This is a genomic window from Symbioplanes lichenis (assembly GCF_030709675.1).
GTDB classification, from domain to species: Bacteria; Actinomycetota; Actinomycetes; order Mycobacteriales; family Micromonosporaceae; genus Actinoplanes; species Actinoplanes lichenis.
In genome coordinates, this window is sequence record NZ_JAUZQD010000010.1 from 32,834 (window position 1) to 57,094 (window position 24,261).

Below are 24,261 nucleotides of genomic sequence, written 5' to 3' on the forward strand. Positions count from 1 at the left end.
TCCATCTCCTATAGGTCAACTATGCTTTAACGGATTGAGACACTCGTGAAGAGGAAGGAGATCAGCAGCAGCACCGGCACGCAGGCGATCGTCGAGGCGAAGACGGCGTCGCGGACCAGGATCAGCGCGACGCCCGAGCGCTGGGCGAGCAGGAAGACGTTCTGGGCGGCCGGGAGCGCGGCCAGCACCGTCACCGCGTACACCTGGTCGTGGGTCAGGCCGAGCGCGACGCCCAGCAGGAAGGCCAGCGCGGGCATGACGGTGACCTTGAGGGCGACCGAGGCGAGCGCCGGGCGGCGGTCCGGGCCGGCGTCGAGCACCCGGCGGCCCGACAGGGACATGCCGAAGGCGATGAGGACCACGGGCACGGCGGCGGCGCCGATCGTGGAGACCAGATCGGCGAGTACGCCCGGCAGCGTCACCCCCGTGAGATTGGCCACCAGCCCCAGCAGCACCGCGATCGTCATCGGATTGCGCAACGGCGCGGTGAGCACCGCCCGCCACTCGGCCCGGCCGGTGAGACTCATCTCCAGCAGGATGATCGTCAGCGGCATGAGGATCAGCGTCTGCAGCACGATGACCGGCACGACGAGCGTGGGGTCGCCCAGCACATAGGTCGCCACCGGGATGCCGATGTTGCCCGCGTTGGTGTAGCCGCCCGCCATGGCGCCCAGCACCCGCGCCGGCCGCTCGAGCCGCCGGAAGGTCACGGCGAAGAGCGCGAAGCAGAGCAGCGCCGCCGCCGTCGAGACCAGCAGCGGCTCGCTGAAGAGCAGGCCCAGGTCGGCGCCGGCCACGCCCGCGAAGAGCAGGCACGGCGCGAGGGCCAGATAACTCACCCGGCCCAGGACCGCCTCGCTGTGCTCGGGCAGCCGGCCCCAGCGGCGCAGGATCCAGCCCACCAGCACGATCCCGCCGATGAGCGCGAAGCCGGTGAAAGCGGAGATCACCTCTCGCACACTAATCTTCCGGGCATGGCGCTCCTTCACAAGGCTCAGATCAATCCCGGCAAGCTCGACCTGGTCGCCGCCTGGCTGCCCGGCCGGCCCTGGTACGACGGGCCCGCCGCCCCGGCCCTGGTCCGGGTCGCGGCGGCCCGCTTCGACGATCCGGCCGGCGAGGTCGGCCTCGAGACCATGCTCGTGGGTACGGGCGACGGGCTCGTCTGGCACGTCCCGCTCACCTATCGCGGCGCGCCGCTCGAGGGCGCCGAGGAATGGCTGGTCGGCACCACCGAACACTCCGTGCTGGGCACCCGCTGGGTCTACGACGCGGCGGGCGACCCGGTCTACGCCGCCCAGCTGGCCGCGATCATCCGGGCGGCCGGGCACCAGGCGGTCGAGGAGTTCGAGATCGACGGCGAGCGGGTGCCCCGCGAGACCGACACCAAGCTGACCGGCAGCGGCGCCGACGTGGCCGCGCCCACCGCGGTGACCGGGGTCGAGGACGGCGAGCCCACCGTCATCACCACCGACACGGTGACGATCAGCCTCAACCGGGTGCCCACGACCGCGGTCGACCCGGCCGACGCCGGCGTGCTGACCGCCTGCTGGTCCGGACAGGAAGTGCCGGTCGTCCTTGCCCGCCTCCGATAAGACCGAGTTCCGGCTCCGCTCGGTCGCGGTCCCGGCGTACGGTCCCTCGCTGCTCTACGGGATCTCGTCCGGGGCCGTCGCGCCGGTGGTCGCGCTCAGCGCCGTGCAGCGCGGGGCGTCGGTCGCCGTCGCCGGGCTGGTCGTGGCGCTCATGGGGATCGGCTCGATCGTGGCCAACATCCCCGCCGGCGTGCTGACGACCCGCCACGGCGAGCGGCGGGTGATGATCGGCGCCACCGGGCTCACGGTCGCCGGGCTCGGGCTGTGCCTGCTCGACGCGGGGCTGTGGCTGTTCGCCGCCGGGGTGCTGGTGCTGGGCATGTCCGGGGCGGTGTTCCAGCTGGCCCGCCAGTCGTACCTGACCGAGATCGTGCCCTTCGGCAAGCGCGCGCGGGCGATGTCCACCCTCGGCGGCGTGGTGCGGATCGGCGCCTTCGCGGGCGCGTTCGCCGGGGCGGGGGCCATCGCGCTGGGCGGCCTCGCCGGCGCGTACCTGCTCGCCCTGGTCGCGATCGCCGGCTGCGGCGCCATCGTGTACGCGCTGCCCGACCTCGCGGCCCGCGCGGCCGCCCCGAGCCCGGTCTCCACCGTGGCGATCGTGCGCGACCACTGGCGGACGCTGGCCACGCTCGGTCTCGGGGTGCTCCTGCTCTCCGCGATCCGGCAGACCCGGCAGGTCGTGGTGCCGCTCTGGGCCGAGCACCTGCACCTCGACCCCGGCACGGCGTCGCTGCTCTTCGGCATCTCCGGAGTCGTCGAGGCCCTGGTGTTCTACCCGGCCGGACTGGTCATGGACCGCTGGGGCCGGCGCGCCGTCGCGGTCCCGTGCACGCTGATCATGGGCCTGGGCTTCCTGGCCCTGCCCCTGACCGGCTCGGCACTCACCCTCGGTGTCGTCGCCGTGGTGATCGGCCTGGGCAACGGCTTCGGCTCCGGCATCAACAACACGCTGGGGGCGGACAGCGCACCCGCGATCGGCCGCCCCACCTTCCTCGGCGTGTGGCGCGAACTGTCCGACGGCGGCGCCTCCCTCGGCCCGGTGATCCTCGCCGCGGTGACCGGCCTCGCGGGCCTGGCCGGCGGCATCGTCGTCTCCGGCCTGGTCGGCCTCCTGGCGGCCGCGGTGCTCCTCCGGTACGTGCCGGGGACACCACTTCTGGCAGACTCCCAACGATGAACGGCGATGGATCTCTCGGGCCGGGCGCCCTGCTCGGTGGCCGCTACCGCCTGGCCGGGCCGGTCGGTGCGGGTGGCATGGCCGTCGTGTGGGAGGCCCGGGACGACGTGCTCGGCCGGGCCGTCGCCGTGAAGATCCTCGCCGGGCACTACGCCGGCGACCCCGAGTCGCGGTTGCGCGTGCGTCAGGAGGCGCGCACCGCGGCGGCTCTTTCCCACCCCAACATCGCCCAGGTGTACGACTACGGCGAGACGGTCATCGGCGGCGTGACCGTGCCCTTCGTCGTCATGGAGCTGATCCGGGGCCGGACCCTGCACCAGCGGCTCAACGAGGGCCCGGTGCTGCCCCGGTTCGCCCTGCGGGTGTGCGCGGAGGTGGCGGCCGCCCTCGCCGCGGCGCACGCCGAGGGCCTGGCCCACCGCGACATCAAGCCGGCCAACGTGATGCTGGCCGAGACCGGCGCCAAGGTGGTCGACTTCGGCATCGCCGCCGCGGTCCGCCCGCCGGAGCCCGGTGCCGCGGACTTCGAGGTGCTCGGCACGCCCGCCTATCTGGCGCCCGAGCGGCTCCTGCACGACGCGGTCGAGCCGGCCTCCGACGTGTACGCGCTCGGTGTGCTCCTCTACCGCCTCCTCGCCGGCCACTCCCCGTGGACCACCGAGACGACGACGCAGATGCTGACCGCGCACGTGTACGTGGAGCCGGCGCCGCTGCTGCCGATCTACCAGGTGCCGCAGCTCGTGACCGACCTGTGCAACCGGTGCCTGGCCAAGGACCCGGCGGACCGGCCGAGCGCGCGGGAAGCGGCGGCGCTGCTCGCGCACGGCGCCGGCCTGCCGGTGGCGACGGCCGAGCCGCCCGCCGCGCCTGTGCCTGTCGCCCCTCGACGGGGGCGGGCAGCGGTCTACGTCGCCGCCGCCCTCGCCCTCGCGGGAGCGGCCGCGGCGACGGCCTGGTTCCTGCGCCCGGACGACGAGGCGGCGACCGCCACGGCGCCCAGCCGGATCGTGGCCCCGGCGGAAAGCAGCGTCGCCGAGCCGTCGTCCACCCGCGCCGCCAGGACGCAGCCGGCCCGGCGCGACGCTGACCCGAAAGACGCCGTGACGCGCAAGCCGGCGCCCGCCGCCCCGAAGACCACCGCACCGACGCCGAGGGCGACCACTGCGCCGACACCGGTGGAACGCACACTGTCGTCGGAGGCCGGCGAGGTGCGGGCCGTCTGCCCGGCGCGCGAGACGGCACAGATCCTCTCGTGGACGGCCGTCAAGCCGTACAAGGTGATCGACGGTGACAAAGCCGCCGGCCCGGCGCCGGCGGTGTCCTTCAAGCACGGCAACACGCGCCTCACCATGACGGTGACCTGCGCCGCCGGCGTCCCCTCGGCCACCAGCGGCTGACCTCCGCCGCGCCGGGTGTCCACTTTCCACCGACGGACAGAGAGTGCGTGATCGCGCAGGCCCCGGTCTTAGAGTCTTTCTCATGTCAGTCGTCGAACGGCACGCGCTGCAGGTCTCCGGACGCCCGGACGGGCAGCCGATGATGTTCGCGCACGGCTACGGCTGCGACCAGAACATGTGGCGGTTCGTGGCGCCGGACTTCGCGGACACGTACCGGCTGGTGCTTTTCGATCATGTCGGGGTGGGCCGTTCGGACCTCGGCGCCTATGACAGCGTCCGCTACGCGCGGCTCGACGGGTACGCCTCCGACGTGCTCGAGATCATCCACGAGCTCGACCTGCACGATGTCGTCTTCGTCGGCCACTCGGTCAGCGCGATGATCGGCATGCTGGCGGCGATCCGCGAGCCCGAGCGCTTCGCCGACCTGATCCTCGTCGGCCCCTCGCCGTCCTACATCGACGACGGCGACTACATCGGCGGGTTCAGCCGCACCGACATCGACGAGATGATGGTGTCGCTGGACAGCAACTACCTGGGCTGGTCGAGCGTCATCGCCCCGATCATCATGGCCAACCCCCAGCAGCCGGAGCTGGCCCTGGAGCTGGTCAACAGCTTCTGCGCCACGGACCCGGAGATCGCCAAGAAGTTCGCGCACGTGACCTTCCTGTCGGACAACCGGCAAGACCTTCCCCAGGTACGCACCCCCGCGCTGATCCTGCAGTGCACCGACGACGTGATCGCCCCGGAGGCGGTCGGGCGCTACGTCCACGCGCAACTGCCGGAGAGCACCCTGGTCATCATGAACGCGACCGGCCACTGTCCGAATCTCAGCGCGCCCGCCGAGACCGTGGCGGCCATCAAGGCGTACCTGAAAGGGCGGCATGCAGGGCCGCCGGTGACAGGTCGCTGAGCGGACGGGCGGCCAGCCAGGCGGCTCCGGCGGCGGGGTCACGAGCGGTCCGGGGCCGGCAGCCGCGCGCGTGCAGGGTGGAGAGGACGCCGTCGCGCACGGGGGTGTCGCCGGTGAGGAGGCCGCCGGCGAGCACCACGGGACCGTCGGCGTGCAGGTCGTCGAGGGTTCTCACCAAACGACCGACGGCCGCCGCGACGAGGGTCGTGGCGTGCGGATCACCGGCCCGGGCGGCGGCGCAGACCAGGGGGGCGAGGGCGCCGATGCTGTCCCAGGGCAGGGCCTGCGCCCAGTAGACCATGGCGTCGGCGGTCGGCACGCCCGCGTGCGCCGCCACCCGCGCGGCGAAGGGCGTGTCCCAGGCGCGGACGGCGGTGCGGACAGCGTGCAGGCCGAGCCAGCGGCCGGAGCCCTCGTCGCCGAGGAGCCAGCCCAGCCCGTCGGACGTCCGCACCACGGTGTGGTCGCTGATGGTGGCGGCGATGGCGCCCGTACCCGCGATCAGGACTGTCCCCGACGCCGCGGAGCTGCCCGCGGCGAAGGCGGTCACCACGTCGCCGACGACCGTGATCGGGGCGGTGATGCCGAGGGCGGACAGCGCCGGGGCGAACATGGCGGCCGGGCCGGCGATGCCGAGCGTCGCCGCGCGTACCGCTGCGGGGTCGTGTCCTTGCAGGGCAGTGCGCACGGCGGTGGCGACCGCCGCCGCGGCCTGATCGGGGCCCGCGGTGAGCGGGTTGCCGGGGCCCGCCTGTCCACGCCCGACTATCGTGCCGGCGCTGGTCGCCACGACGGCGCGGGACGCGGTGCCACCGGCGTCGACTCCCACCACCAAGGCCATGGGGCAGATCGAAGCATAGAAAGAAGTTGTTGACTAGTTCACGCGTTGGTCGTAATTTTCATCGGCAACGGAGATTGATGAAAAGGATGACCGACGTGACGGGTGAGAGCGGCGGGCTGCTCGGGCGGCTGCGGATCGAGGGGCCGGGCATGCCGGAGGCCCTGGCCAGGATCGCCGAGACCATTCTGGCCGATCCCGAGGCGGCGGCCAACGCCAGCATCGTCGACCTGGCCGAGCGCTCGGGGACCTCGACGGCGACCGTGACCCGGTTCAGCCGCACGCTCGGTTTCCGGGGCTACGCCAACCTGCGCGTGGCCGTGGCGACCGAGACCGGCCGGGCCGTGCAGGCGCGGTGGGAGACCGACATCAGCGGCGACATCGCCCCGGGCGATCCGCTGACCGACGTGCTGGGCGTGGTCACCAACGCCGACACCCGCGCGATCCACGACACCGCCGCCGCCCTCGACCCGGCGGCCGTGGACCGGGTCGCCGCCGCGATCGCCGGCGCCGCCCGGGTCGAGCTCTTCGGACTGGGCAGCAGCGGCACCTCGGCGCGCGAGATGGCCTTCCGGCTCGAGCGCATCCGCGTGCCCGTCTGGCACCGGACCGACAGCCACACCGCGCTCACCAACGCGGCCCTGCTGCTGCCCGGCGACGTCGCGATCGGGCTGTCGCACTCCGGGCGTACGCGGGAAGTCATCGAGACCCTCGCCGAGGCCGCCGATCACGGGGCCCTCACCGTCGCCGTCACCAGTTACAGCCGCTCCCCGCTGGCCGAGGTCGCCGACGTGGTGTTCACGACCGCCGTGCAGGAGACCACCTTCCGGCTGGCGGCCCTCTCCGCCCTCCACTCCCAGCTGCTGGTCCTCGACATGATCTATGTCGCCGTGGCTCAGCGCACCTACGAGCGCACGGCCGAGGCCCTCGAGCTGACCGTGCGCGCGGTCGACGCCCACCGGCTCCCCGAGAAGAACCCGACCCGCCACCGCGGCCGGAGCAAGCCCTGATCCGACCTTTCCCCCAGGAGTCCCCATGCGCCGTGCGGTCATTGCCCTGTCCACCGCCGCCCTTCTGACGACCCTGACCGCCTGCAGCAGTGGTGGCTCCGGCGCCACCGGCAGCGGCGAGCCCGCCACCGTCCCGACGACCCGCGGCGAGGGCAAGACCCTGACCGTCTGGGTCATGGACGGCGACTACACCGAGCCCACCCTCAAGGCCGTCAACGACGCGTTCACCCAGGCCACCGGCGCGCAGGTCGACCTGCAGATCCAGCAGTGGGAGGGCATCACCACCAAGATCAGTACGGCGCTGTCGACCACCGGCACGCCGGACGTGCTCGATCTCGGCAACACCCAGGTGCCGGGGTACGCGGCGAACGGCGGACTGCTCGACCTGACGCCGTACCAGGCCGATCTCCAGCAGGGCCGCACGTGGCTCGCGGGTCTCGCGGAGCCGGCGACCGTGGACGGTGCCCTCTACGCGGTGCCGGGCTTCGCGGGCGCCCGGGCGGTCATCTACAACAAGAAGACGTGGGCGGCGGCCGGAGTCACTCAGGCACCCTCCTCCTACGCCGAGCTGACTTCCGCTCTCGACAAGGTGAAGGGCGCCAATCCGGCTGCCGACTTCGCGCCGTTCTATCTGCCCGGCCAGTACTGGTACGCCGGACTGCAGTTCGTCTGGGACGCCGGTGGTGCCATCGCTGCGCAGAGCGGGACCTCGTGGAAGGGCAGCTTCTCCAGCCCTGAGGCGCAGAAGGGCCTGGCCGACTTCAAGACGTTCCAGAACGCCTACTCCACGGCGGCCTCGCGCACCCTGGACACGCTGTCGCCGGATCAGACGCAGCTCTTCGCCGACGGAAAGACGTCCGCGATCCTGGCCACGGCCGGCTCGATCGGCCTCATCCAGAAGGCCAACCCCCAGATCAAGACCGAGGACATCGGTACGTTCCCCCTGCCCGGCACGTCCGGGAAGAACCAGCCCGTGATGCTCGGCGGATCCGACTGGGGCATCGCCACCAAGAGTGACGACCACGACCTCGCCCTCCAGTGGACGAAGATCGCCGCGAGCCCCGCGATGCAGGACAAGTACGTCTTCGGCACCGACGGCTGGATCCCGAACAGCACCGAGGGCATCCAGGCGGCGCAGCCTTCGCTCTCGGAGCAGCAGAAGGGCTTCTTCACCGCCGCGTTGACCTCGAAGGCGACGCCGGCCGCCGCGCAGTGGCCGACAGTCGAGGGCGACAAGAGCGTGAACCAGCTGTTCTCGTCCGTCGCCTCCGGCGCCAAGTCCCCGGCGGCGGCCGCCGCGGAGTTCGACGCGCACCTCACCTCGACCCTCGCCGGCTGATCGTGGCTCTTCTCCCCGCGCGGCCTCGGCGGCGGAACCTGGCTCCGCTCTGGCTGCTCAGCCCGGCCGGGCTCGTGCTCGCCCTGGTCACGCTGGTTCCGATCGGGTTCCTCGTCTTCACGTCGTTCACCGACTACAACCAGCGCAGCTTGTTCACGGGTGCGTACAGCAGCGTGGGCGTCGCGCAGTACAGCCAGCTGCTCGCGAGCGGTGCCTTCTGGGCCTCGCTGGTCCGCACGGTGCTGTTCACCGCGGCGATGGTGGCCGGCAGTGTCGTGCTCGGCATGGGCGTGTCGCACCTGCTCACCCGGCTGGGACGGGCCTGGCGGTACGCGGTCACCGTGGTGCTCATCGTGGCGTGGGCCATGCCGAACGTGGCGTCGTCGCTGGTGTGGAACTGGCTCTTCCAGCCCGGCTACGGCGTCGTCAACTGGGCGCTCGACCAGCTCCGGATCTTCGGCGACACGACGAGCCTGAACTGGACGCAGGATCCCGCCCGGGCGTACGTGGTCATCTGGCTGCTGATCGTCTGGCAGGCCGTGCCGTTCATCGCGCTGACCCTCAACGCCGCCGAGACGCAGGTGCCGCACGAGCACCTGGAGGCGGCGCGGATGGACGGCGCCTCGGAAGTGACCGTCTATCGCCGCATCACGTTGCAGCACCTGCGGCCGACGCTGCTGCTCGTCACCATCCTGTCGGTCATCTGGGACTACAACGTCTTCAACCAGATCTGGCTGGTGTCACGGGGCGGCCCGGGCGACGCGACCAGCACGCTGGGCGTGTTCACCTACAAGACAGCGTTCGTCGGCTTCCGCGTCGGCCAGGGCGCGGCGATCTCGGTGGTGACCACGCTGCTGCTGCTCGCCCTGACCGCCGTCTACATCCGCAACCTGCTGCGGTCGGGGGAGGACCTGTGACCTCATCATCCGTGCGGGGCGGTCGTGCTTCCGTGCGCGGTGGGCGCGTTTCCGCTTCCACTTCTTCTTCCACTTCTTCCTTCGCTTCTTCTCCGGCGCGCCGTGGGCGGATTTCCTCGCGCCGCCGCCGGGGAGCGAACCTTCTCGCCGCCCTCTTCTGCGCGGTGTGGATCTTCCCGGTCTACTGGATGGTCAACACCGCCTTCAAGCCGCGGCCGGAGGTCATGACGCCGACGCCGCACTTCGTGCCCGCGCACCCGACGCTCGCCAACTTCGTCAAGGCGGTGACGCAGGAGCAGTTCCTCACCAACCTGGTGAACAGCGTCATCGTGGTCGCCGCGACCGTCGTGGTGTCGATCGTGCTCGGCATCTTCGCCGCCGCCGCGCTGTCCCGGTTCCGCTTCCGCGGCCGGCGCACGATCATGGTGGTCATCCTCGCGGTGCAGATGCTGCCCGGCACGGCGCTGCTGATCCCGATGTTCGTGATGTTCAACAATCTCGACCTGCTGGGCACCTATGCGGCGCTGGTCCTCGCGTACGTGGCCAACGTCCTCCCGTTCTCGATCTGGGTGATGCGCGGCTTCTTCGTCACCATCCCGCGCGAGATCGAGGAGGCGGCGCAGCTCGACGGGGCGAGCACGTGGCGCACGCTCGTCAGCGTGCTCTTCCCGCTCGTGGCGCCCGGCGTCATCGCCACGAGCATCTTCGCCTTCATCGCGGCGTGGAACGACTACCTCTTCGCGTACACGTTCATGCAGGACCAGAGCCGGTACACGCTGCCGGTGTGGCTCGCGTCGTTCACCAATCCCTACACGGGCACCGATTTCGGCGGCCAGATGGCGGCGTCGGTTCTCTTCTCGCTGCCCGTCGTCGTGTTCTTCCTGATCATCCAGCGCAATCTGGTCTCCGGCATGTCGGCCGGGGCCGTGAAGGGCTGAAGCCTTGCTGATTCCCCGCCCCCTCTCGCTCGTTCCTGGAACCGGTTCCCTCACACTGACAGCTGATTCCAGTGTGTCGGCTCCCGCCGCGCTCGGCGGTGTTCTGGCGTGGCTGCAACAGATGCTGCGACCCGCCACCGGGTTGCCCTTCCCTGCGGTGGCGCACGGCACGATCGCTCTGGGAACAGATGCTGGAATCGGTTCCGAGGCGTTCCAGCTCGACGTCACCGTGGACGGTGTCACCATCGTCGGCGGCGACGCGGCCGGGGTTTTCTACGGCTGTCAGGCGTTGCTGCAGCTGTTGCCGCCCGCGATCTACCGGCGCGCCGCGGTGGCGGGAGTCTCGTGGACCGTGCCCGTCTGCCGGGTCGACGACGCGCCCCGCTTCGCCTGGCGCGGGGCGATGCTCGACGTGGCCCGGCACTTCCTGCCCAAGCACGACGTGCTGCGCTTCCTCGACCTCATGGCGGCGCACCGGCTCAACACGTTGCACTGGCACCTGACCGACGACCAGGGGTGGCGACTGGAGATCAAGCGCTATCCCCGGCTGACGGAGATCGGGGCGTGGCGGCGGGAAAGTCAGGTCGGGGCGGCGCGCGACGCCCCGGGGGACGGGCGGCCGCACGGGGGCTTCTACACCCAGGACGACGTACGGGAAATCGTCGCCTATGCCGCCGAGCGGTTCATCACCGTGGTCCCCGAGATCGAGTCGCCGGGACACGTGCAGGCGGCGCTGGCGGCGTACCCGGAACTCGGGGTGACCCGGCAGCCGCAGGAAGTCTGGACGCGCTGGGGCATCAGCAGCAACGTCCTGGACATCAGCTCGTCCACCGTGGACTTTTTCCGCAACGTCCTCGACGAAGTGCTGGAACTTTTCCCGTCACGCTGGATCGGCGTCGGCGGCGACGAGTGCCCCCAAGACCAGTGGCGGGCCGACCCGCTGATCGGGGAGCGCCTGGCCGGCCTCGGGCTGACGAGCGTGGAGGAGCTGCCGTCCTGGTTCGTCCGCCGGCTCGACGACCACCTGACCGCCGCCGGCCGCCGCGTCTTCGGCTGGGACGAGATCCTCGAGGGCGACCTCGCCCCGGGCACCACCGTCGCCTCCTGGCGCGGCATGGCCGGAGCCGTCGCCGCCGCCCGCCGCGGCTACGACGTGGTGGCGTGCCCGGACGACCTCGTCTACCTGGACTACCGCCAGTCCGAGTCGCCCGAGGAACCGATTCCCGTCGCGATCCCGCTGACCGTGCGCGACGTGTACGCCTTCGACCCCGTACCCCCGTCATTGACCGCGGCCGAGGCCCGTCACGTCCTCGGCGGCCAGGCCAACATCTGGACCGAGCACGCCGACTCCCCGCGCACGATCGACTATCTCGTCTTCCCGCGCCTGTGCGCGGTCGCGGAAGCGTTGTGGAGCACCGCCGATCGCGACTTCGACAACTTCTGGAACCGGTTGCAGACGCACCTGGCCCGGCTCGACGCGCTGGGCGTCGAGTACCGCCGCAGCGACGGCCCCCAGCCCTGGCAACGCCGCCCGGGCGTCCCCGGCCGCCCCGACACCCGCGAACAACGCGCCGCCCACATCGCCCGCCTGGTGGCCAACATTCAGGTCTAGCTCGGCTGCCGCATTGCCCCTTTGGTGGCAACATTCAGGCTCGGTCCGGCTGCCGCATCGTGGACGTTCGAGCTTCCGCCTCGCGGCGCGGTGCGAAAGGCCCGATACAACCCCGGTATCGGACCTTCCGCCCCACTTGCGAGACGAAACCTGGACCACGCCGGCGACTCGCCTGATCCTCGGGACAGACCCTATTCAGGATCGTCGCGCAGGTACAGGTACCAGTAGGACGTGGCGACGAAGACCACCGCGCCCACCAGGTTGCCGGCGAAGGCGAAAGCCCAGTTGCGCAGAGTGTCGTCCCAGCCGAGGCCCGGCACCCCGGCGAAGATGGCGGCCGGCAGGAAGAACATGTTGGCGATCAGGTGGTCGAAGCCCATCGCGACGAACGCCATGATGGGGAAGAAGATGCCGAGGATCTTGCCGGCCACCGAATCGGTGGCCAGCGAGATCCACACGGCCAGGCACACCAGCCAGTTGCAGCCGACCGCGCGCAGGAAGACCTGCCAGTTCGTCTCGTGCAGCCCCTTGGCCTCGGCGATCACGGCCAGCCGCTCGTAGGCCAGGGCGCCCGGGGTGCCCGCCTCGCTGCCGAGGCCGCCGACGACGCCGGTCTGCACGGCGAGGAAATAGGCGACGAAGACCGCGCCGGCCAGGTTGCCGACGAGCACCAGCGGGAAGTTGCGGAGCACGTCGCGCCAGGACAGCCGCCCGCGCATGGCGCCGATGGGCACCAGCAGCATGTTGCCGGTGAGCAGGTGGGAGCCGGCGATCAGCACGAGCACCAGGCCGAGCGTGAAGGCCGCCCCGGTGAACAGCGTCGGCAGGCTACCCCAGATCGCGGGGGCGAGCCCGGCGGAGACGGTGATCGCCACCAGAGCGCCGAAGGCGATGTACGCCCCGGCGAGAAACGAGCCCACCAGCGTCTTGTCCCAGCGCAAGGCGGCCTTCTCGACGCCGCTGTCCACGGCGGCGCGGGCGATCTCCGGTGGTTTCCGGACCATCCGGGGTGCCTACCCGGCGCCGGATCGGCCACGCCGGCGGCGCTGTGCACATGGTGCGCGTTCCTCCGAAGAGTGACACGGCCCCCTGGGGTCATTGTCCGGGTGTGACCGATTTCGGTCGGGGGTAGATCACCTGGCATCGGACGAACGCCCCCTGAGAGGAACACAACGATGGCTACCGCAACCCACACCCCCGCCGCCCGCACCGCCGACGTGCCGGTCCGGCGCGCCCACGGCGAGGAGACCAAGCCGTCCTGGAAGACCACCGAGCTGATCGTCTACGTGCTCGCCGTGATCGGCGTGCTCGTGGCCTCCAACGTGGTGGGCGACGGCGCGGCGGAGAACGGCGCCGACTACTTCGCCGCCGACAAGGCCTGGTGGTACATCACCCTGCTCACCATCGGTTACATGGTCAGCCGGGGCCTGGCGAAGGCCGGCAGCCGCAGCTCGGACCACGACTCGCGCACCCACTGACCGCCGGGGCCCCGGCAGGATCGGGCGATTAGCCGCGATCCTGCCGGGTAGCCGGTCTCCCATCAACCGGCGGCAGATGTGGAGGCACGACGTGCGAGCGATGGTGTACCGGGGCCCTTACCGGGTCCGGGCCGAGGAGAAGGACCGCCCGGCCATCGAGCACCCCAACGACGCGATCGTCCGGGTGACCCGGGCGGCGATCTGCGGCTCCGACCTGCATCTTTATCACGGGCTCATGCCGGACACCCGGATCGGCACGACCTTCGGGCACGAGTTCGTCGGCGTCGTCGACGAGGTCGGGCCGTCGGTGCGCAATCTTCAGGTCGGCGACCGCGTCATGGTGCCGTTCAACATCTTCTGCGGTACGTGCTACTTCTGCGCCCGCGGCCTCTACTCCAACTGTCACAACGTCAACCCCAACGCCACGGCGGTCGGCGGCATCTACGGCTACTCGCACACGAGCGGCGGCTACGACGGCGGGCAGGCGGAGTACGTCCGCGTGCCCCTGGCCGACGCGGGGCCGAGCCTGATCCCCGACTGGCTGGACGAGGACGACGCCGTCCTGCTCACCGACGCGCTGGCCACCGGCTATTTCGGGGCGCAGCTGGGCGACATCGCCGAGGGTGACGTCGTCGTGGTCCTGGGCGCCGGTCCGGTCGGGCTCTACGCGGCGAAGTCGGCCTGGCTCATGGGCGCCGGCCGCGTCATCGTCGTCGACCACCTGGACTATCGCCTGCGGAAGGCGGCCGAATTCGCCCATGCGGAGACCTGCAACTTCGCCGAGTACGACGACATCGTGGTGCACCTGAAGAAGATCACCGGCCATCTCGGGGCCGACGTCGTGATCGACGCGGTCGGCGCCGAGGCCGACGGGAACCTGACTCAGCACGTCACGTCGGCCAAGCTGAAACTGCAGGGCGGCTCGCCCGTCGCGCTCAACTGGGCGATCGACTCCGTACGCAAGGGCGGCACCATCTCGGTGATGGGCGCCTACGGCCCGCTCTTCAGCGCGGTCAAGTTCGGTGATGCCATGAACAAGGGCCTCACGCTGCGGATGAACCAGTGCCCGGTCAAGCGGCAGTGGCCCCGGCTCTTCGAGCACATCAAGAACGGCTACCTCAAGCCGAGCGACATCGTGACGCACCGCATCCCCCTCGAACACATCGCCGAGGGCTACCACATCTTCTCGTCGAAGCTCGACGGCTGCATCAAGCCCCTGATCGTCTTCTAGGAGTGCGTCGTGCCCTACACCTCTGACAAGCCGGAGAACGCCGAGACCAGCGAGCAGCTCCGGGCCCGCATCCCCGGCTGGGGCGCCGATCTCGACCCCGCCGACCGCCCGGCGGTGCCGCGTGAGCGCTTCGACCCGTCCGCCACCGGCGCCTGGTGGGACATCCCGGAGCAGCAGCCCGAGAAGTTCCCCCGGGAGCGCTCGATCGAGCACGCGCGGCTCACGCCGGTCTTCGGCACCGCCGCGCCGCCGAAGGGCGTTTCCGGCGCCATCCGCCGCTTCGCCTACAAGCGCTACAGCGAGGGCCGCGCCGCTCACTGGCTCCTGCTCGTCGCCGCCGACCGCGTCGACTCCGCGGGCAGCCGGCTGAGCGGCAAAATGCTGCTGCCGACAGTACGGGAGAAGCACCCGATCGCGTCCCGTCGCGGCAACCGCGTGGACGTACGCCATCAGGCCCTCGACCCGATCGTCGTCGCCGCGCCGTGGATGCTGGCGGGCGGCCTCGCGTACGTGCTGGCGCGCAGCATCGTGCGGCACCGCGCGTCCTGATCCTCTCACCATGGCCGTCCCTCGCCCGCCTCTCGGAGGCGGCGACGGACGGTCATGGTCTTTTTTGACGAAGTCGAGAACGGATATCGATCGGGGTAGCTGGATGGCGGTCCGCGTCGTAAGGTGACCAACCGGCGCCGGTGACCTCTCGGTTACTGCCCGTTGTCGGCGGATTCTGCCCTGAGTGTCCATTGTGTACTGACGTGCGGAGGGATCCGGATGACGACCCCCGGGCGGCTGCCCGTGGCCGACGAGCTCTGGCTGGCCGCGCACGACAACCTGCCGCGCCGGTCCGTCGTCCGGCCCGAGACCCTGGCTCTGGGCCTGGCCGGGGCACTGCTCGCGGAGCTCGCCGGGCTGAGCCGGATCGCGATCGAGCCGCAGACCGCCGACGAGGGCGCCCGGGTGCGGCTGCGGGCACCGGGCGACTGCGGGCACCTCGGCGCCGAACAGGGGTGTGCGACGTGCGCGCGGGTGCAGTGGCGGCTCGACCCCGCGCAGCACGCCGTGTTCGCGGGGCTCGGGGCGCGGCTGGAGCACGTACGCCGCAGCGGGGTGGACCGCAACCGGGTGCCCAGCCAGGACCTGTCGACCTGGTTGCGCCACCTGCAGGAGCCCGCCGACCGGCAGTACCTGGGCGGGCCGGTCACCACTTTGGTCGAGCACCGCCTCGCCGCCGGCGGGCTCGTGGAGCAGGTCGAGCGCGGCCTCGTCCGCAAGCGCCTCGGCTGGCAGCCGCGCGACATGGTGCTCACCGGGAGCGCCGTCAAGACGATCAGCCAGCGGTTCCGGGCCGGCGCCGGCCTCACCCCGGAGGACCTGCTGCTCGCCGGGCTCGTCTTCGCCATCGGCCTGGACGCCCGGGCCTTCGACCTGCTCCGGGGCGGTCAGCGCGACGAGCTGCGCCGCCGGGCCCTGCTCGGGCTGCCCCCGCCGGTCCAGGCGCTGCTGCTCACCACCCAGAACCTGCACCACAAAACCATCCTGATCCGCTGATCCCCCTCAAGGAGTCCCGTGCCTCCCGTCACCACCGACATGGCGCTCGCCCCCGGGCGCATGGGCGCGCCCGGCATAGGCCTGGCCATCGCCTCGTCCGTCGCCCCGCTGACCGTCGTCGCCGGCGTCGTCACGACCGGCCTGGCCGTCACCGGTCTCACCGCCGTGTCCGCCGCGATGATCGCCCTGGCCGCCAGCCTGATCGTCTTCTCGATCGGCTACCTCGCGATGGCCCGGCACATCCCCAACGCGGGCGCCTTCTACGCCTACATCGCCAAGGGCATCGGCCGCCCGGTCGGCGTCGGATCGTCACTGATCGCCCTGCTGGCGTACAACTGCTTCCAGATCGCCTCGTACGGGGGCCTGGGCGCGATCGCCGCGCCCCTGGTCTCCGAGTGGGTGGGCGCCGAGGTCCCGTGGTGGGCGCTGGCGCTGCTGGTCTGGGCCGTCGTCACCTGGCTCGGCCGGCGCGACGTCAAGGTCTCCGAGCGGGTCCTCGCCGTGCTGGTGATCTCCGAGACGCTGCTGGTCGTCGTCTACTGCCTGGCCATCGTGGCCGCCGGCGACTTCACCTTCTCCGCCGCGCCGTTCTCCGCCTCCGCCCTCTTCCACTCCGGCGGCGGCGCGCTGCTGGCGATCGGGGCCACCGCCTTCGCCGGCGTCGAGCAGGGCGCCGTCTATGTGGAGGAGGCCCGCGACCCGAAGCGCTCGGTGCCCCGGGCGACGATCGCCACCATCGTGATCATCGGCGTGCTCTACGCGCTGGCCAGCTGGATCCAGATCTCCGCCGCCGGCGACCAGGTCGTCGACCGGGCGGCCGCCGAGGGCCCCAACCTCTTCTTCAACCTGGCCGCCGTCACCATCGGCGACAACGCCGTGGACATCGGCACCATCCTCTTCGCGACCTCGCTGGCCGCGGCCATGATCGCTTTCCACAACATCATCGCCCGGTACGCCTTCGCGCTGGGCCGCGAGGGTGTGCTGCCGCGCGCCTTCGCCCGTACGGTCGGTGGCGCCCCGCGCGTCGCCTCGCACGCGCAGTCGGCCCTCGCCCTGGCCGTCATCGTGCTCTTCGCGGTCGCCGGCTGGGACCCGCTCGTGCAGCTCTTCTTCTGGGGCGGCACCACAGGCGGCGTCGGCGTCCTGCTGCTCATCACCATGACCGGCCTCGCCGTCCTCGGCTACTTCGGCCGCGACCGCCACGGCGAATCCCTGTGGACCGCCCGCGTCGCCCCGGCCGTCGCCGTCGTCCTGACCATGGCCATCAGCGTCTTCGTCGTCGACAACCTCAGCACCCTGTACGGCGTCGAGCCCGGCACCGGTCCCGCCTTCTGGATGCCCCTGGTCGCCGTGGTCCTGTTCGTCGCCGGCCTGGCCCGGGCCTGGTACCTCCGCGCCCGCCGCCCCGCCCTCTACCTCGGCATCGGCCTGGGCCCGGACAGCGCGGCCGCCGTGGCCCGCGACGGCGACTTCGCCGACATCCTCGCCGACCAGTCCGCCGGCCGCCACGGCGAGGAGGTCCGCTGATGTTCCGCACCCTGCCCGGCGACGCCGAGGCCCGCCCGGTCGCCGAGCTCCTCGGCGTGGTCTTCGACGACTCCGAGATCAACCACTGGCTCGTCGACGGCCCCGCCCCCGAGCGCCTCGACCGCATGACCGCCTGGTTCGAGATCCTCGTCCGCCACGCCCTCACCGGCGCCGGCCAGGTGGTCGTCGCCGACAGCGCGGGCGGTGACTCCCCGTACGCCGCCGCCGCGGTCTGGTTCGACCGCACCGGCGAAGCCACCGAGCCGGAGAACTACGCCGAGCTCACCGCCAAGGCCGCGGGCCCCCACCTCGCCCGCTTCCAGGCACTCGACGAGGTCTTCGACGAGCACCACCCCACGGAGCCCCACCAGCACCTGGCCTTCCTGGTCGCCCAGCCGCAGCGGACCGGCCTGGGCAGCAAGCTGCTGCACCACACGACCAGCCGCCTCACCGTCCCGGTCTACCTCGAGGCCACCAGCGAGGACAGCCGCCGCCTCTACGAAACCCGCCACGGCTTCGACCGCATGAACCCACCCGAGATCCGCCCCGCCGGCAACGGACCCGCCTTCCACCGCATGTGGCGCCCGTAGGTCGTGGACCGGCACCAGGGCCGGCCGGCTCGTGCCCGGCCCGGCCGGCCCTGGCCGCCACCGCGACATCGGCTCGCCGCCTCAGAGGTTGTAGCCGCCCGACACCTCGATGTCCTGAGCGGTGATCCAGGCGAGGTCGTCGCTCAGCAGGGCCGCGATCACCCGGCCGACGTCGTCGGGTTCGCCGAGGCGGCCGAGGGCGGTGCGGGCGGCCAGCGCCGGGATCACCTCCGGGTGGTGCTCGAAGGCGTTGCCGGCGATGCGGGTGCGGGTGGAGCCGGGGGAGACGGCGTTGACGCGGATGCCGCGGGGGCTCAGCTCCTTGGCGAGGTAGCGGGTGAGCACCGCCAGTCCGCCCTTCATCGTGCCGTACGCGGAATAGCCCGCCTCCAGCCCGGCGAAGGTTGCCGCGTTGCTCGTCACGTTGACGACGGCGCCGCCATCGGTCAGCAGCGGGAGCAGGGTCTGAGTGAGGAAGTACGGGCCCTTGAGCAGCACCCGCATCAGGGAGTCGAAGAGCTCCTCGGACGTGTCGGCGAAGGGCGCCATTCCGCTGGCGCCGGCGTTGTTGACGAGGTAGTCCACGGTGTCCCGGTCCCAGACTCGTAGTGCCGACAGCACCTCGTCGCGGAAGGCCGGGAAGAGCGACGACTCGCCCACGTCCACCGGCAGCGCGACGGCCTTGCCGCCCTCGCGCTCGATCGTGGCGACCGTGTCGAGGGCGCCCGCGCGATTGCCTTGATAGGTGAGGATGACGCCCGTGCCGCGCCGGGCGATCTGGACGGCGGCGCTCTGCCCGATGCCGGAGCTGGCCCCGGTGACGACGGCGACCCTCACGATTGACCCTCCAGGACGTGCGTCGGAAAGACGGTGACGACGGCGACTTTCATGAGAGACCTCCGAGGACGCGCGCCAGCCAGTCCGAGCGGGTACGCCGGGCCGCCACCGAGACCGCCGCCTGCGGGAACATGGCGTCGAAGCCGTGGCTGCCGCCGGCCCACACGTGCAGCTCGGCCTGGCCGCCGGCGGCCCAGATGCCGGTGGCGTACGCGACGTCCTCGTCCCGGAACACCTCGGCCGACCCGGCGTCGATGTAGGTGGCCGGCAGGCCGGAGAGGTCGGCGGCGAGCGCGGGCGAGACGTAGGGCGACACCGTGCCCCCGGCGAGCACCGACTGCCAGCCGAACTCGTTGGCTTCACGCGGCCACACGCCCGGGACCCCCGCGAACTGCCGGCTCGACGTGCTGTCGTTGCGGTGGTCGAGCATGGGACCGATCAGCAGCTGTGCCGCCACGGCCGGACCACCCCGGTCCCGCGCCAGCAGCGCCACTCCGGCCGCCAGCCCCCCACCGGCGCTCGCCCCGGCCACCACGATGCGGTCCGGGTCCACGCCCAGCTCCGCAGCATGGTCGGCCACCCAGAGCAGACCCGCATAGCAATCCTCGACCAGCGCGGCGCCCCCGGCCTCGGGCGCCAGCCGGTACTCCACGGTGACCACGACGACGCCGAGCTGCTCCAGCCACTCGAGGGGGATGTCGATCTGCGAGAAGCGGTCGCCCATCACCATGCCGCCGCCGTGGATCCAGTAGACGCACGGCGCCGCGGTCACGCCCGGCGGGCTCAGGACCGTCAGAGCCGGGTCGGCGACGTCACGCCGGTCGATCGGTCGCCCGGCCAAGACCCGATCAACGGCCGTCGACGCGTACGGCCGGAGCTGCGCAAGCGTCCCCGGGCCGAGCGCGGGCAGGGGCGGCAGGGCGGCGAGCAGCGTGTCGAGCTCGAGATCGAGCGGGGGTCGCGTACTCATCGGGCCTTGCCTCCGACCGGAACCTCGTCGGTGTAGACGGCCTCGCCGGCCAGCAGCGGTTCGATCGCGGCGACCAGGGCCCGGGCCGGCGCCGTGGCGAAGAAGGCCTGGTGGGCCTCCGCGCTGGTCCACCCCTCGGTGACGTGCACGACGTCGGGATCGGACGCGGACCGGCCGACCAGGAAGACGAGGCAGTCCTCGAGCGACAGGGCCGGCGCGCCGAGCAGCAGCGCGACGAGCTCGTCGCCGCGGCCGGGCCGGGCGGTCATGGTGGCGTGGAAGCCGTGGTGCGCGACCATGGTGATTCCTCTCAGCGGTCGGGATGTCGACCACTTCAGGTAATCACCGTGACCAGGGTGGACGTGAGAACGATGGTGGCGATCACTTGCCTGATTCTGCTTGACTGACGCGGTGAGTCTTGCTGAGTTGCGCGGCCTGCTCGCCCGGCACGCGCGTCCCGACCAGCGCACCGCCCTCGACGACGTGCTGATCTCGCGGGTCAGCCGCTCGGTGCCGGACGCCCCGTCGATGACCGGCACCGTGCTGGCGGTCATCGCCCAGGGCGCGAAGCGGATCGCGCTGGGCGACCGGGTGTACGAGTACCGTGCCGGCCAGTACCTCGTGACCTCCGTCGATCTCCCCGTCACCGGCCACTTCCTCGCGGCGACGGAGGAGCGGCCCGCGCTCGGATTCGGCCTGGTCCTGCGGCCCGCCGTCGTCGCCGAGCTCCTGCTGCAGGCCACTCCCGGGAGCCTCCCGCCGTTGCCGGCCGCCGCACCTTCCGGCATGGCCGTCAGCGACGCGCCTGAGGAGCTGCTCGACGCGGTGCTCCGCCTCGTCCGCCTGCTCGACCGTCCCCGCGACGCGGCGGTGCTGGCGCCGCTGGTCAAGCGCGAGATCCTGTGGCGGCTCATCGCCGGTGAGCAGGGCGCCCTCGTCCGCCAGCTCGGCCTCGCCGACAGCACGCTCACCCACGTCGCGCGGTCGATTCGCTGGATCCGCGACCACTACGCGACCTCGTTCCGCGTCGAGGAGCTGGCCCGGCTGGCCGGCATGAGCGTCTCCGCCTTCCACCGCAACTTCCAGGCGGTGACGGCGCTGAGCCCGATCCAGTTCCAGAAGCAGATTCGCCTCCAGGAGGCGCGCCTGCTGCTGGCCACCCGCCCCCACGACGTCACCGGCATCGGCCGCCACGTCGGCTACGAGAGCCCGTCCCAGTTCAGCCGCGAATACCGCCGCCAGTTCGGCGTCCCACCCAGCCGCGATGCGGCCACGCTCACCGGCGCCGGTCGCTGAGCCGCTGAAGTTTCCCGCTCGACCGGGCCAGCGTCCCGGGGGCCACCACCTCCGCCTCGATGCTGACGCCGACGGTGTCCTTCACGGTCCGGCTCAGCTCGGCGCCGGCGTGCTCGCGGCGCTCGGCGGGGCAGTCCGGGCGGGCCTCCACCCCTGGCGCGGCGTCATCCCGCCCGACACCGGGACGACCGTGCAGCCCAGGCGCTCGGCTCCGTAGTGCGCGCCGAGCCCGCCGGTGAAGAGCCCGTACCCGTACGCGTTGTGCAGCCGGTCGCCGGCCCGCCCGCCGGCCGCGCGGATCGACCGGGCCATGACGGTCGCCCAGGTCTCCAGGTCACGGGCGGTGTAGCCGACCACGGTGGGCCGCCCGGTCGTCCCCGACGAGGCGTGGAGGCGCCGCACGTCGCCCTCCGGCACCGCGAACATGCCGAACGGGTAGTTGTCGCGCAGGTCCGCCTTGCTCGTGGTCGGAAACGCCGCGAGGTCGCCCGGCTCGCGGAGGTCGCCGGGGTGGACCCCGGCCGCGTCGAACGCGCGCCGACAGTGGGGCACGTTCTCGTACGCGTGGCGCAGTGTCCACCGCAGCCGCTCGGCCTGCAGCTCGCGGATCCGCCCGGCGTCGAAGTGCTCGGCGTCGCCGAGCGGGTCGGGGGGCATGGTTCCCATCCTGCCACAAATCGAAGCGCTTCGATTGACAGGACCGTGGGAGCGTGCCCACACTCGTCGCCACACCGGACGAGAGGACCCCTCCCATGATCAAGACGGCACGGGCCGGGCTGGCCTGCCTCGCCGCCGCCCTGGCCTTCGCCGGGGTGACGACGGCCGCGACGGCGGATGTGTCGCCCCGGCTCACCGCGACGCAGCTGGTCGCCGACATGGGCGCCGGCTGGAACCTGGGCAACCAGCTCGAGGCCAGCACCAACGGCATCCCGAGCGAGACGGCCTGGGGCAACCCGGTCATCACCCAGGCGCTGATCGACCGGGTGAAGGCGTCGGGCTTCAAGACGATCCGCATCCCGGTGTCCTACCTGGGCAAGATCGGGGCCGGCCCGGGCTACCCGGTCGATGCCGCGTGGCTGAGCCGGATCGAGCAGGTCGTCCGGTACGCGTACGACCAGGGCCTCTACGTGCTGATCAACATGCACGGCGACGGCTACAAGACCGTCGCCGGCTCCTGGCTGATCTGCGACGCGGCCGACCAGACGACGATCAGGGACAAGTACCAGAAGGTGTGGCAGCAGGTCGCCACGCGGTTCGCCGCGTACAACGAGCACCTGATCTTCGAGTCGATGAACGAGAACTTCGACGGCCAGTACGGCACCCCGACCCAGCCGTGCTACTCGAACATCAACGCGTACAACCAGATCTTCGTCGACACGGTCCGCAAGACCGGCGGCACCAACGCCTCCCGGTGGCTGCTCGTCCCCGGCTGGAACACCAACATTGATTACACCGTCGGCAACTACGGCTTCGTGCTCCCGACTGATCAGTACCGGTCGTCCTCCATCCCGGCCGCCGAGCAGCGGCTCATGATCTCCGTCCACTACTACGACCCGTGGGACTTCACGGGCCAGGAGGACGGCGTCATCACCCAGTGGGGCCCGCGCGCGACCAACCCGGCGAAGACCTCGACCTGGGGCCAGGCCGACTATCTCGACGGCCAGCTCAAGAAGGTGCATGACACCTTTGTCGTACGCGGCTATCCCGTGCTCGTCGGCGAGTACGGCGCCATCGACAAGACGTCCGCCGACAGCGCGAACAACACGTACCGGGCCGACTACGCGCGTACCCTCGTGGCCGCCGCCAAGAAGTACGGCGCCGCCACCGCCTACTGGGACAACGGCTACAACGGGCAGTACGGCTTCGGCCTGTTCAACCGCAGCACGGCCACGGTGACCCAGCAGGGCATCATCGACGCCATCATCGGCGCGGTCACCGGCACCACCCCGCCCACCACGCCGCCGACCACTCCGGGCACCGGCGCCTGCCGCGTCACCAGCACGGTCAGCGCCTGGAACACCGGCCTGACCAACAGTGTGACCGTCACCAACACGGGCACGACGGCCGTCAACGGCTGGACGCTGAGCTTCGCCCTCCCCGCCGGCCAGACCATCACCTCCGGCTGGAGCGCCACCTACACGCCCGCCACCGGCACGGTGACCGCGACGAACGCGAGCTACAACGGCACCCTCGCCCCGGGCGCCTCGACCACCATCGGCTACCAGGCCACCCACACCGGCAACGCCGCCGCCCCGGCGTCCTTCACCCTCAACGGCACCACCTGCACCTGATTGGCCCGTCATACGATCACGGCGGACAGTTCCATCCGTACGCGGGAAAGTCGCGGGTCGTCACTGTCCACGATCAGATCTCCGCGGAAGGAGCCGGTCCGGTCGGCGGCACCGTGCCGTGGACGACCAGGTCCATCGCCCCGGTGGTGCTGATCGTCACCGGGCGCGGTGACCCGGGTGCCCGGCGCAGGGACCCGTCGGCGCCGATCGGCCGGACCGGTCATGTCGTTGATCCGACGTGGACAGACGCCGGGGCGCTGCCGGCCGGGACGGCGGCCGACCCGCTGTCCTTCCTGCCGCTGCCCGTGCCGCCTCCGGTCCTCACCGAGCTGCAGCTGACGATGGTCACCATTGCCGCGCTGACCCCCGAGCTGCGGAACGGCGCCGGCGACATGCTGACCGCCGACGTCGCCTGCCGGCTGCCCTTCGCCCGGTCGCACACGACGAACGCGCTCAATCACGCCGAGGCGCTCTACGACCGCGGGCTCCAGGGTCAGGTGCTGGCCATTCTCGACCGGTTCCGCGTCCGGACGCCCGGCCCGGTCCCGGGCGGCGACGTGCTGGTGCCGGACCTGCTCGGACTGGCCCGGTCGGCCGCCCGGGAGGCGCTGGAGGACGCGGGTCTCCGGGTGCGCTTCATCGGCACCGCCGGCAACCGCACCGAGGTGGTGTCGCAGGATCCGGCCGGGGGTGAGCCGGCGGCCGGCGGCTCCGCCGTCGTCGTCCGGACGGGACCGCTGGACGGCACCTGACAGTGCATTGA

26 protein-coding genes are annotated in these 24,261 nt (G+C 71.6%); 18 read left to right on the forward strand and 8 right to left on the reverse strand.

Annotation, left to right across the window (positions count from 1 at the left end):
• Window positions 1-26: 26 nt before the first annotated feature.
• The gene (locus RAN62_RS23900; RefSeq protein WP_305786976.1) at window positions 27-950 is read right to left on the reverse strand and encodes an AEC family transporter; all 924 of its coding nucleotides are present in this window, start codon (window positions 948-950) and stop codon (window positions 27-29) included.
• Between the two features lie 24 nt (window positions 951-974).
• Here RAN62_RS23900 and RAN62_RS23905 point away from each other — a divergent pair, with 24 nt between their 5' ends.
• The 4 genes from RAN62_RS23905 (at window position 975) to RAN62_RS23920 (ending at window position 5,079) form a co-directional block, all read left to right on the forward strand.
• Window positions 975-1,595 (forward strand): CG0192-related protein, encoded by a 621-nt coding sequence (locus tag RAN62_RS23905; protein ID WP_305786977.1) that lies wholly within the window; start codon window positions 975-977, stop codon window positions 1,593-1,595.
• Window positions 1,579-2,772 (forward strand): MFS transporter, encoded by a 1,194-nt coding sequence (locus RAN62_RS23910; RefSeq protein WP_305786978.1) that lies wholly within the window; start codon window positions 1,579-1,581, stop codon window positions 2,770-2,772. The genes RAN62_RS23905 and RAN62_RS23910 overlap by 17 nt, the downstream gene beginning before the upstream one ends.
• Window positions 2,769-4,169: a serine/threonine-protein kinase gene (locus RAN62_RS23915; protein ID WP_305786979.1), complete on the forward strand. Its 1,401-nt coding sequence runs from the start codon at window positions 2,769-2,771 to the stop codon at window positions 4,167-4,169. The genes RAN62_RS23910 and RAN62_RS23915 overlap by 4 nt, the downstream gene beginning before the upstream one ends.
• Before the next feature lie 82 nt (window positions 4,170-4,251).
• Window positions 4,252-5,079 carry an alpha/beta fold hydrolase gene (locus tag RAN62_RS23920; protein WP_305786980.1) on the forward strand — a complete coding sequence of 276 codons (828 nt, stop codon included), beginning with the start codon at window positions 4,252-4,254 and terminating at the stop codon, window positions 5,077-5,079.
• Here the strand turns inward: RAN62_RS23920 and RAN62_RS23925 are convergent.
• Window positions 5,027-5,920: an N-acetylglucosamine kinase gene (locus RAN62_RS23925; protein WP_305786981.1), complete on the reverse strand. Its 894-nt coding sequence runs from the start codon at window positions 5,918-5,920 to the stop codon at window positions 5,027-5,029. The genes RAN62_RS23920 and RAN62_RS23925 overlap by 53 nt on opposite strands.
• Before the next feature lie 86 nt (window positions 5,921-6,006).
• Here RAN62_RS23925 and RAN62_RS23930 point away from each other — a divergent pair, with 86 nt between their 5' ends.
• From RAN62_RS23930 to RAN62_RS23950, 5 genes are all read left to right on the forward strand, one after another.
• Window positions 6,007-6,927: a MurR/RpiR family transcriptional regulator gene (locus RAN62_RS23930; RefSeq protein WP_305786982.1), complete on the forward strand. Its 921-nt coding sequence runs from the start codon at window positions 6,007-6,009 to the stop codon at window positions 6,925-6,927.
• A 25-nt stretch (window positions 6,928-6,952) separates the two neighbouring features.
• A complete protein-coding gene (locus tag RAN62_RS23935; RefSeq protein WP_305786983.1) occupies window positions 6,953-8,266 on the forward strand; it encodes a type 2 periplasmic-binding domain-containing protein in 1,314 nt (437 codons plus the stop codon).
• A gap of 2 nt (window positions 8,267-8,268) precedes the next feature.
• Window positions 8,269-9,183, forward strand: a complete 915-nt coding sequence (locus tag RAN62_RS23940; RefSeq protein WP_305786984.1) for a carbohydrate ABC transporter permease — start codon at window positions 8,269-8,271, stop codon at window positions 9,181-9,183.
• Window positions 9,184-9,347: 164 nt separating this feature from the next.
• Complete coding sequence (locus RAN62_RS23945) at window positions 9,348-10,121, forward strand: carbohydrate ABC transporter permease (RefSeq protein WP_305786985.1); 774 nt, start codon at window positions 9,348-9,350, stop codon at window positions 10,119-10,121.
• Window positions 10,122-10,125: 4 nt separating this feature from the next.
• A complete protein-coding gene (locus tag RAN62_RS23950) occupies window positions 10,126-11,733 on the forward strand; it encodes a beta-N-acetylhexosaminidase (RefSeq protein ID WP_305786986.1) in 1,608 nt (535 codons plus the stop codon).
• Window positions 11,734-11,924: 191 nt separating this feature from the next.
• Here RAN62_RS23950 and RAN62_RS23955 read toward each other — a convergent pair whose 3' ends face one another.
• The gene (locus RAN62_RS23955) at window positions 11,925-12,737 is read right to left on the reverse strand and encodes a formate/nitrite transporter family protein (protein WP_305786987.1); all 813 of its coding nucleotides are present in this window, start codon (window positions 12,735-12,737) and stop codon (window positions 11,925-11,927) included.
• 171 nt (window positions 12,738-12,908) lie between these two features.
• Between RAN62_RS23955 and RAN62_RS23960 the strand changes: the two genes are divergently transcribed.
• From RAN62_RS23960 to RAN62_RS23985, 6 genes are all read left to right on the forward strand, one after another.
• Complete coding sequence (locus RAN62_RS23960; RefSeq protein ID WP_305786988.1) at window positions 12,909-13,211, forward strand: hypothetical protein; 303 nt, start codon at window positions 12,909-12,911, stop codon at window positions 13,209-13,211.
• Window positions 13,212-13,311: 100 nt separating this feature from the next.
• Window positions 13,312-14,442, forward strand: coding sequence for a zinc-dependent alcohol dehydrogenase (locus RAN62_RS23965; RefSeq protein ID WP_305787280.1), 1,131 nt, complete (start codon window positions 13,312-13,314; stop codon window positions 14,440-14,442).
• A gap of 9 nt (window positions 14,443-14,451) precedes the next feature.
• Entirely contained in the window at window positions 14,452-14,991 is a 540-nt protein-coding gene (locus tag RAN62_RS23970; RefSeq protein ID WP_305786989.1) for a hypothetical protein, read from the forward strand.
• Window positions 14,992-15,210: 219 nt separating this feature from the next.
• The gene (locus RAN62_RS23975; protein ID WP_305786990.1) at window positions 15,211-15,987 is read left to right on the forward strand and encodes a GPP34 family phosphoprotein; all 777 of its coding nucleotides are present in this window, start codon (window positions 15,211-15,213) and stop codon (window positions 15,985-15,987) included.
• An 18-nt stretch (window positions 15,988-16,005) separates the two neighbouring features.
• The gene (locus RAN62_RS23980) at window positions 16,006-17,514 is read left to right on the forward strand and encodes an APC family permease (protein ID WP_305786991.1); all 1,509 of its coding nucleotides are present in this window, start codon (window positions 16,006-16,008) and stop codon (window positions 17,512-17,514) included.
• Entirely contained in the window at window positions 17,514-18,104 is a 591-nt protein-coding gene (locus RAN62_RS23985) for an N-acetyltransferase (protein WP_305786992.1), read from the forward strand. The genes RAN62_RS23980 and RAN62_RS23985 overlap by 1 nt, the downstream gene beginning before the upstream one ends.
• An 81-nt stretch (window positions 18,105-18,185) precedes the next feature.
• On the opposite strand, the gene RAN62_RS23990 is transcribed toward RAN62_RS23985, so the two are convergent.
• From RAN62_RS23990 to RAN62_RS24000, 3 genes are read right to left on the reverse strand one after another with little or no spacing between them, the layout of a single operon-like run.
• Entirely contained in the window at window positions 18,186-18,941 is a 756-nt protein-coding gene (locus tag RAN62_RS23990) for an SDR family NAD(P)-dependent oxidoreductase (protein ID WP_305786993.1), read from the reverse strand.
• Between the two features lie 49 nt (window positions 18,942-18,990).
• On the reverse strand, window positions 18,991-19,911 hold the full coding sequence (locus RAN62_RS23995) for an alpha/beta hydrolase (RefSeq protein WP_305786994.1): 921 nt from the start codon (window positions 19,909-19,911) through the stop codon (window positions 18,991-18,993).
• Window positions 19,908-20,210: a putative quinol monooxygenase gene (locus RAN62_RS24000; RefSeq protein WP_305786995.1), complete on the reverse strand. Its 303-nt coding sequence runs from the start codon at window positions 20,208-20,210 to the stop codon at window positions 19,908-19,910. The genes RAN62_RS23995 and RAN62_RS24000 overlap by 4 nt, the downstream gene beginning before the upstream one ends.
• Window positions 20,211-20,322: 112 nt before the next feature.
• Between RAN62_RS24000 and RAN62_RS24005 the strand changes: the two genes are divergently transcribed.
• Complete coding sequence (locus RAN62_RS24005) at window positions 20,323-21,207, forward strand: AraC family transcriptional regulator (protein WP_305786996.1); 885 nt, start codon at window positions 20,323-20,325, stop codon at window positions 21,205-21,207.
• Here RAN62_RS24005 and RAN62_RS24010 read toward each other — a convergent pair.
• Together RAN62_RS24010 and RAN62_RS24015 are read right to left on the reverse strand one after the other, a co-directional pair.
• Entirely contained in the window at window positions 21,188-21,358 is a 171-nt protein-coding gene (locus tag RAN62_RS24010; RefSeq protein ID WP_305786997.1) for an acyl-CoA synthetase family protein, read from the reverse strand. The genes RAN62_RS24005 and RAN62_RS24010 overlap by 20 nt on opposite strands.
• Entirely contained in the window at window positions 21,301-21,864 is a 564-nt protein-coding gene (locus RAN62_RS24015) for a phenylacetate--CoA ligase (protein WP_305786998.1), read from the reverse strand. The genes RAN62_RS24010 and RAN62_RS24015 overlap by 58 nt, the downstream gene beginning before the upstream one ends.
• A gap of 95 nt (window positions 21,865-21,959) precedes the next feature.
• Here RAN62_RS24015 and RAN62_RS24020 point away from each other — a divergent pair, with 95 nt between their 5' ends.
• Together RAN62_RS24020 and RAN62_RS24025 are read left to right on the forward strand one after the other, a co-directional pair.
• Window positions 21,960-23,498 (forward strand): cellulase family glycosylhydrolase, encoded by a 1,539-nt coding sequence (locus tag RAN62_RS24020; protein WP_305786999.1) that lies wholly within the window; start codon window positions 21,960-21,962, stop codon window positions 23,496-23,498.
• Between the two features lie 113 nt (window positions 23,499-23,611).
• The gene (locus RAN62_RS24025) at window positions 23,612-24,250 is read left to right on the forward strand and encodes a PASTA domain-containing protein (RefSeq protein ID WP_305787000.1); all 639 of its coding nucleotides are present in this window, start codon (window positions 23,612-23,614) and stop codon (window positions 24,248-24,250) included.
• Window positions 24,251-24,261 lie beyond the last annotated feature (11 nt).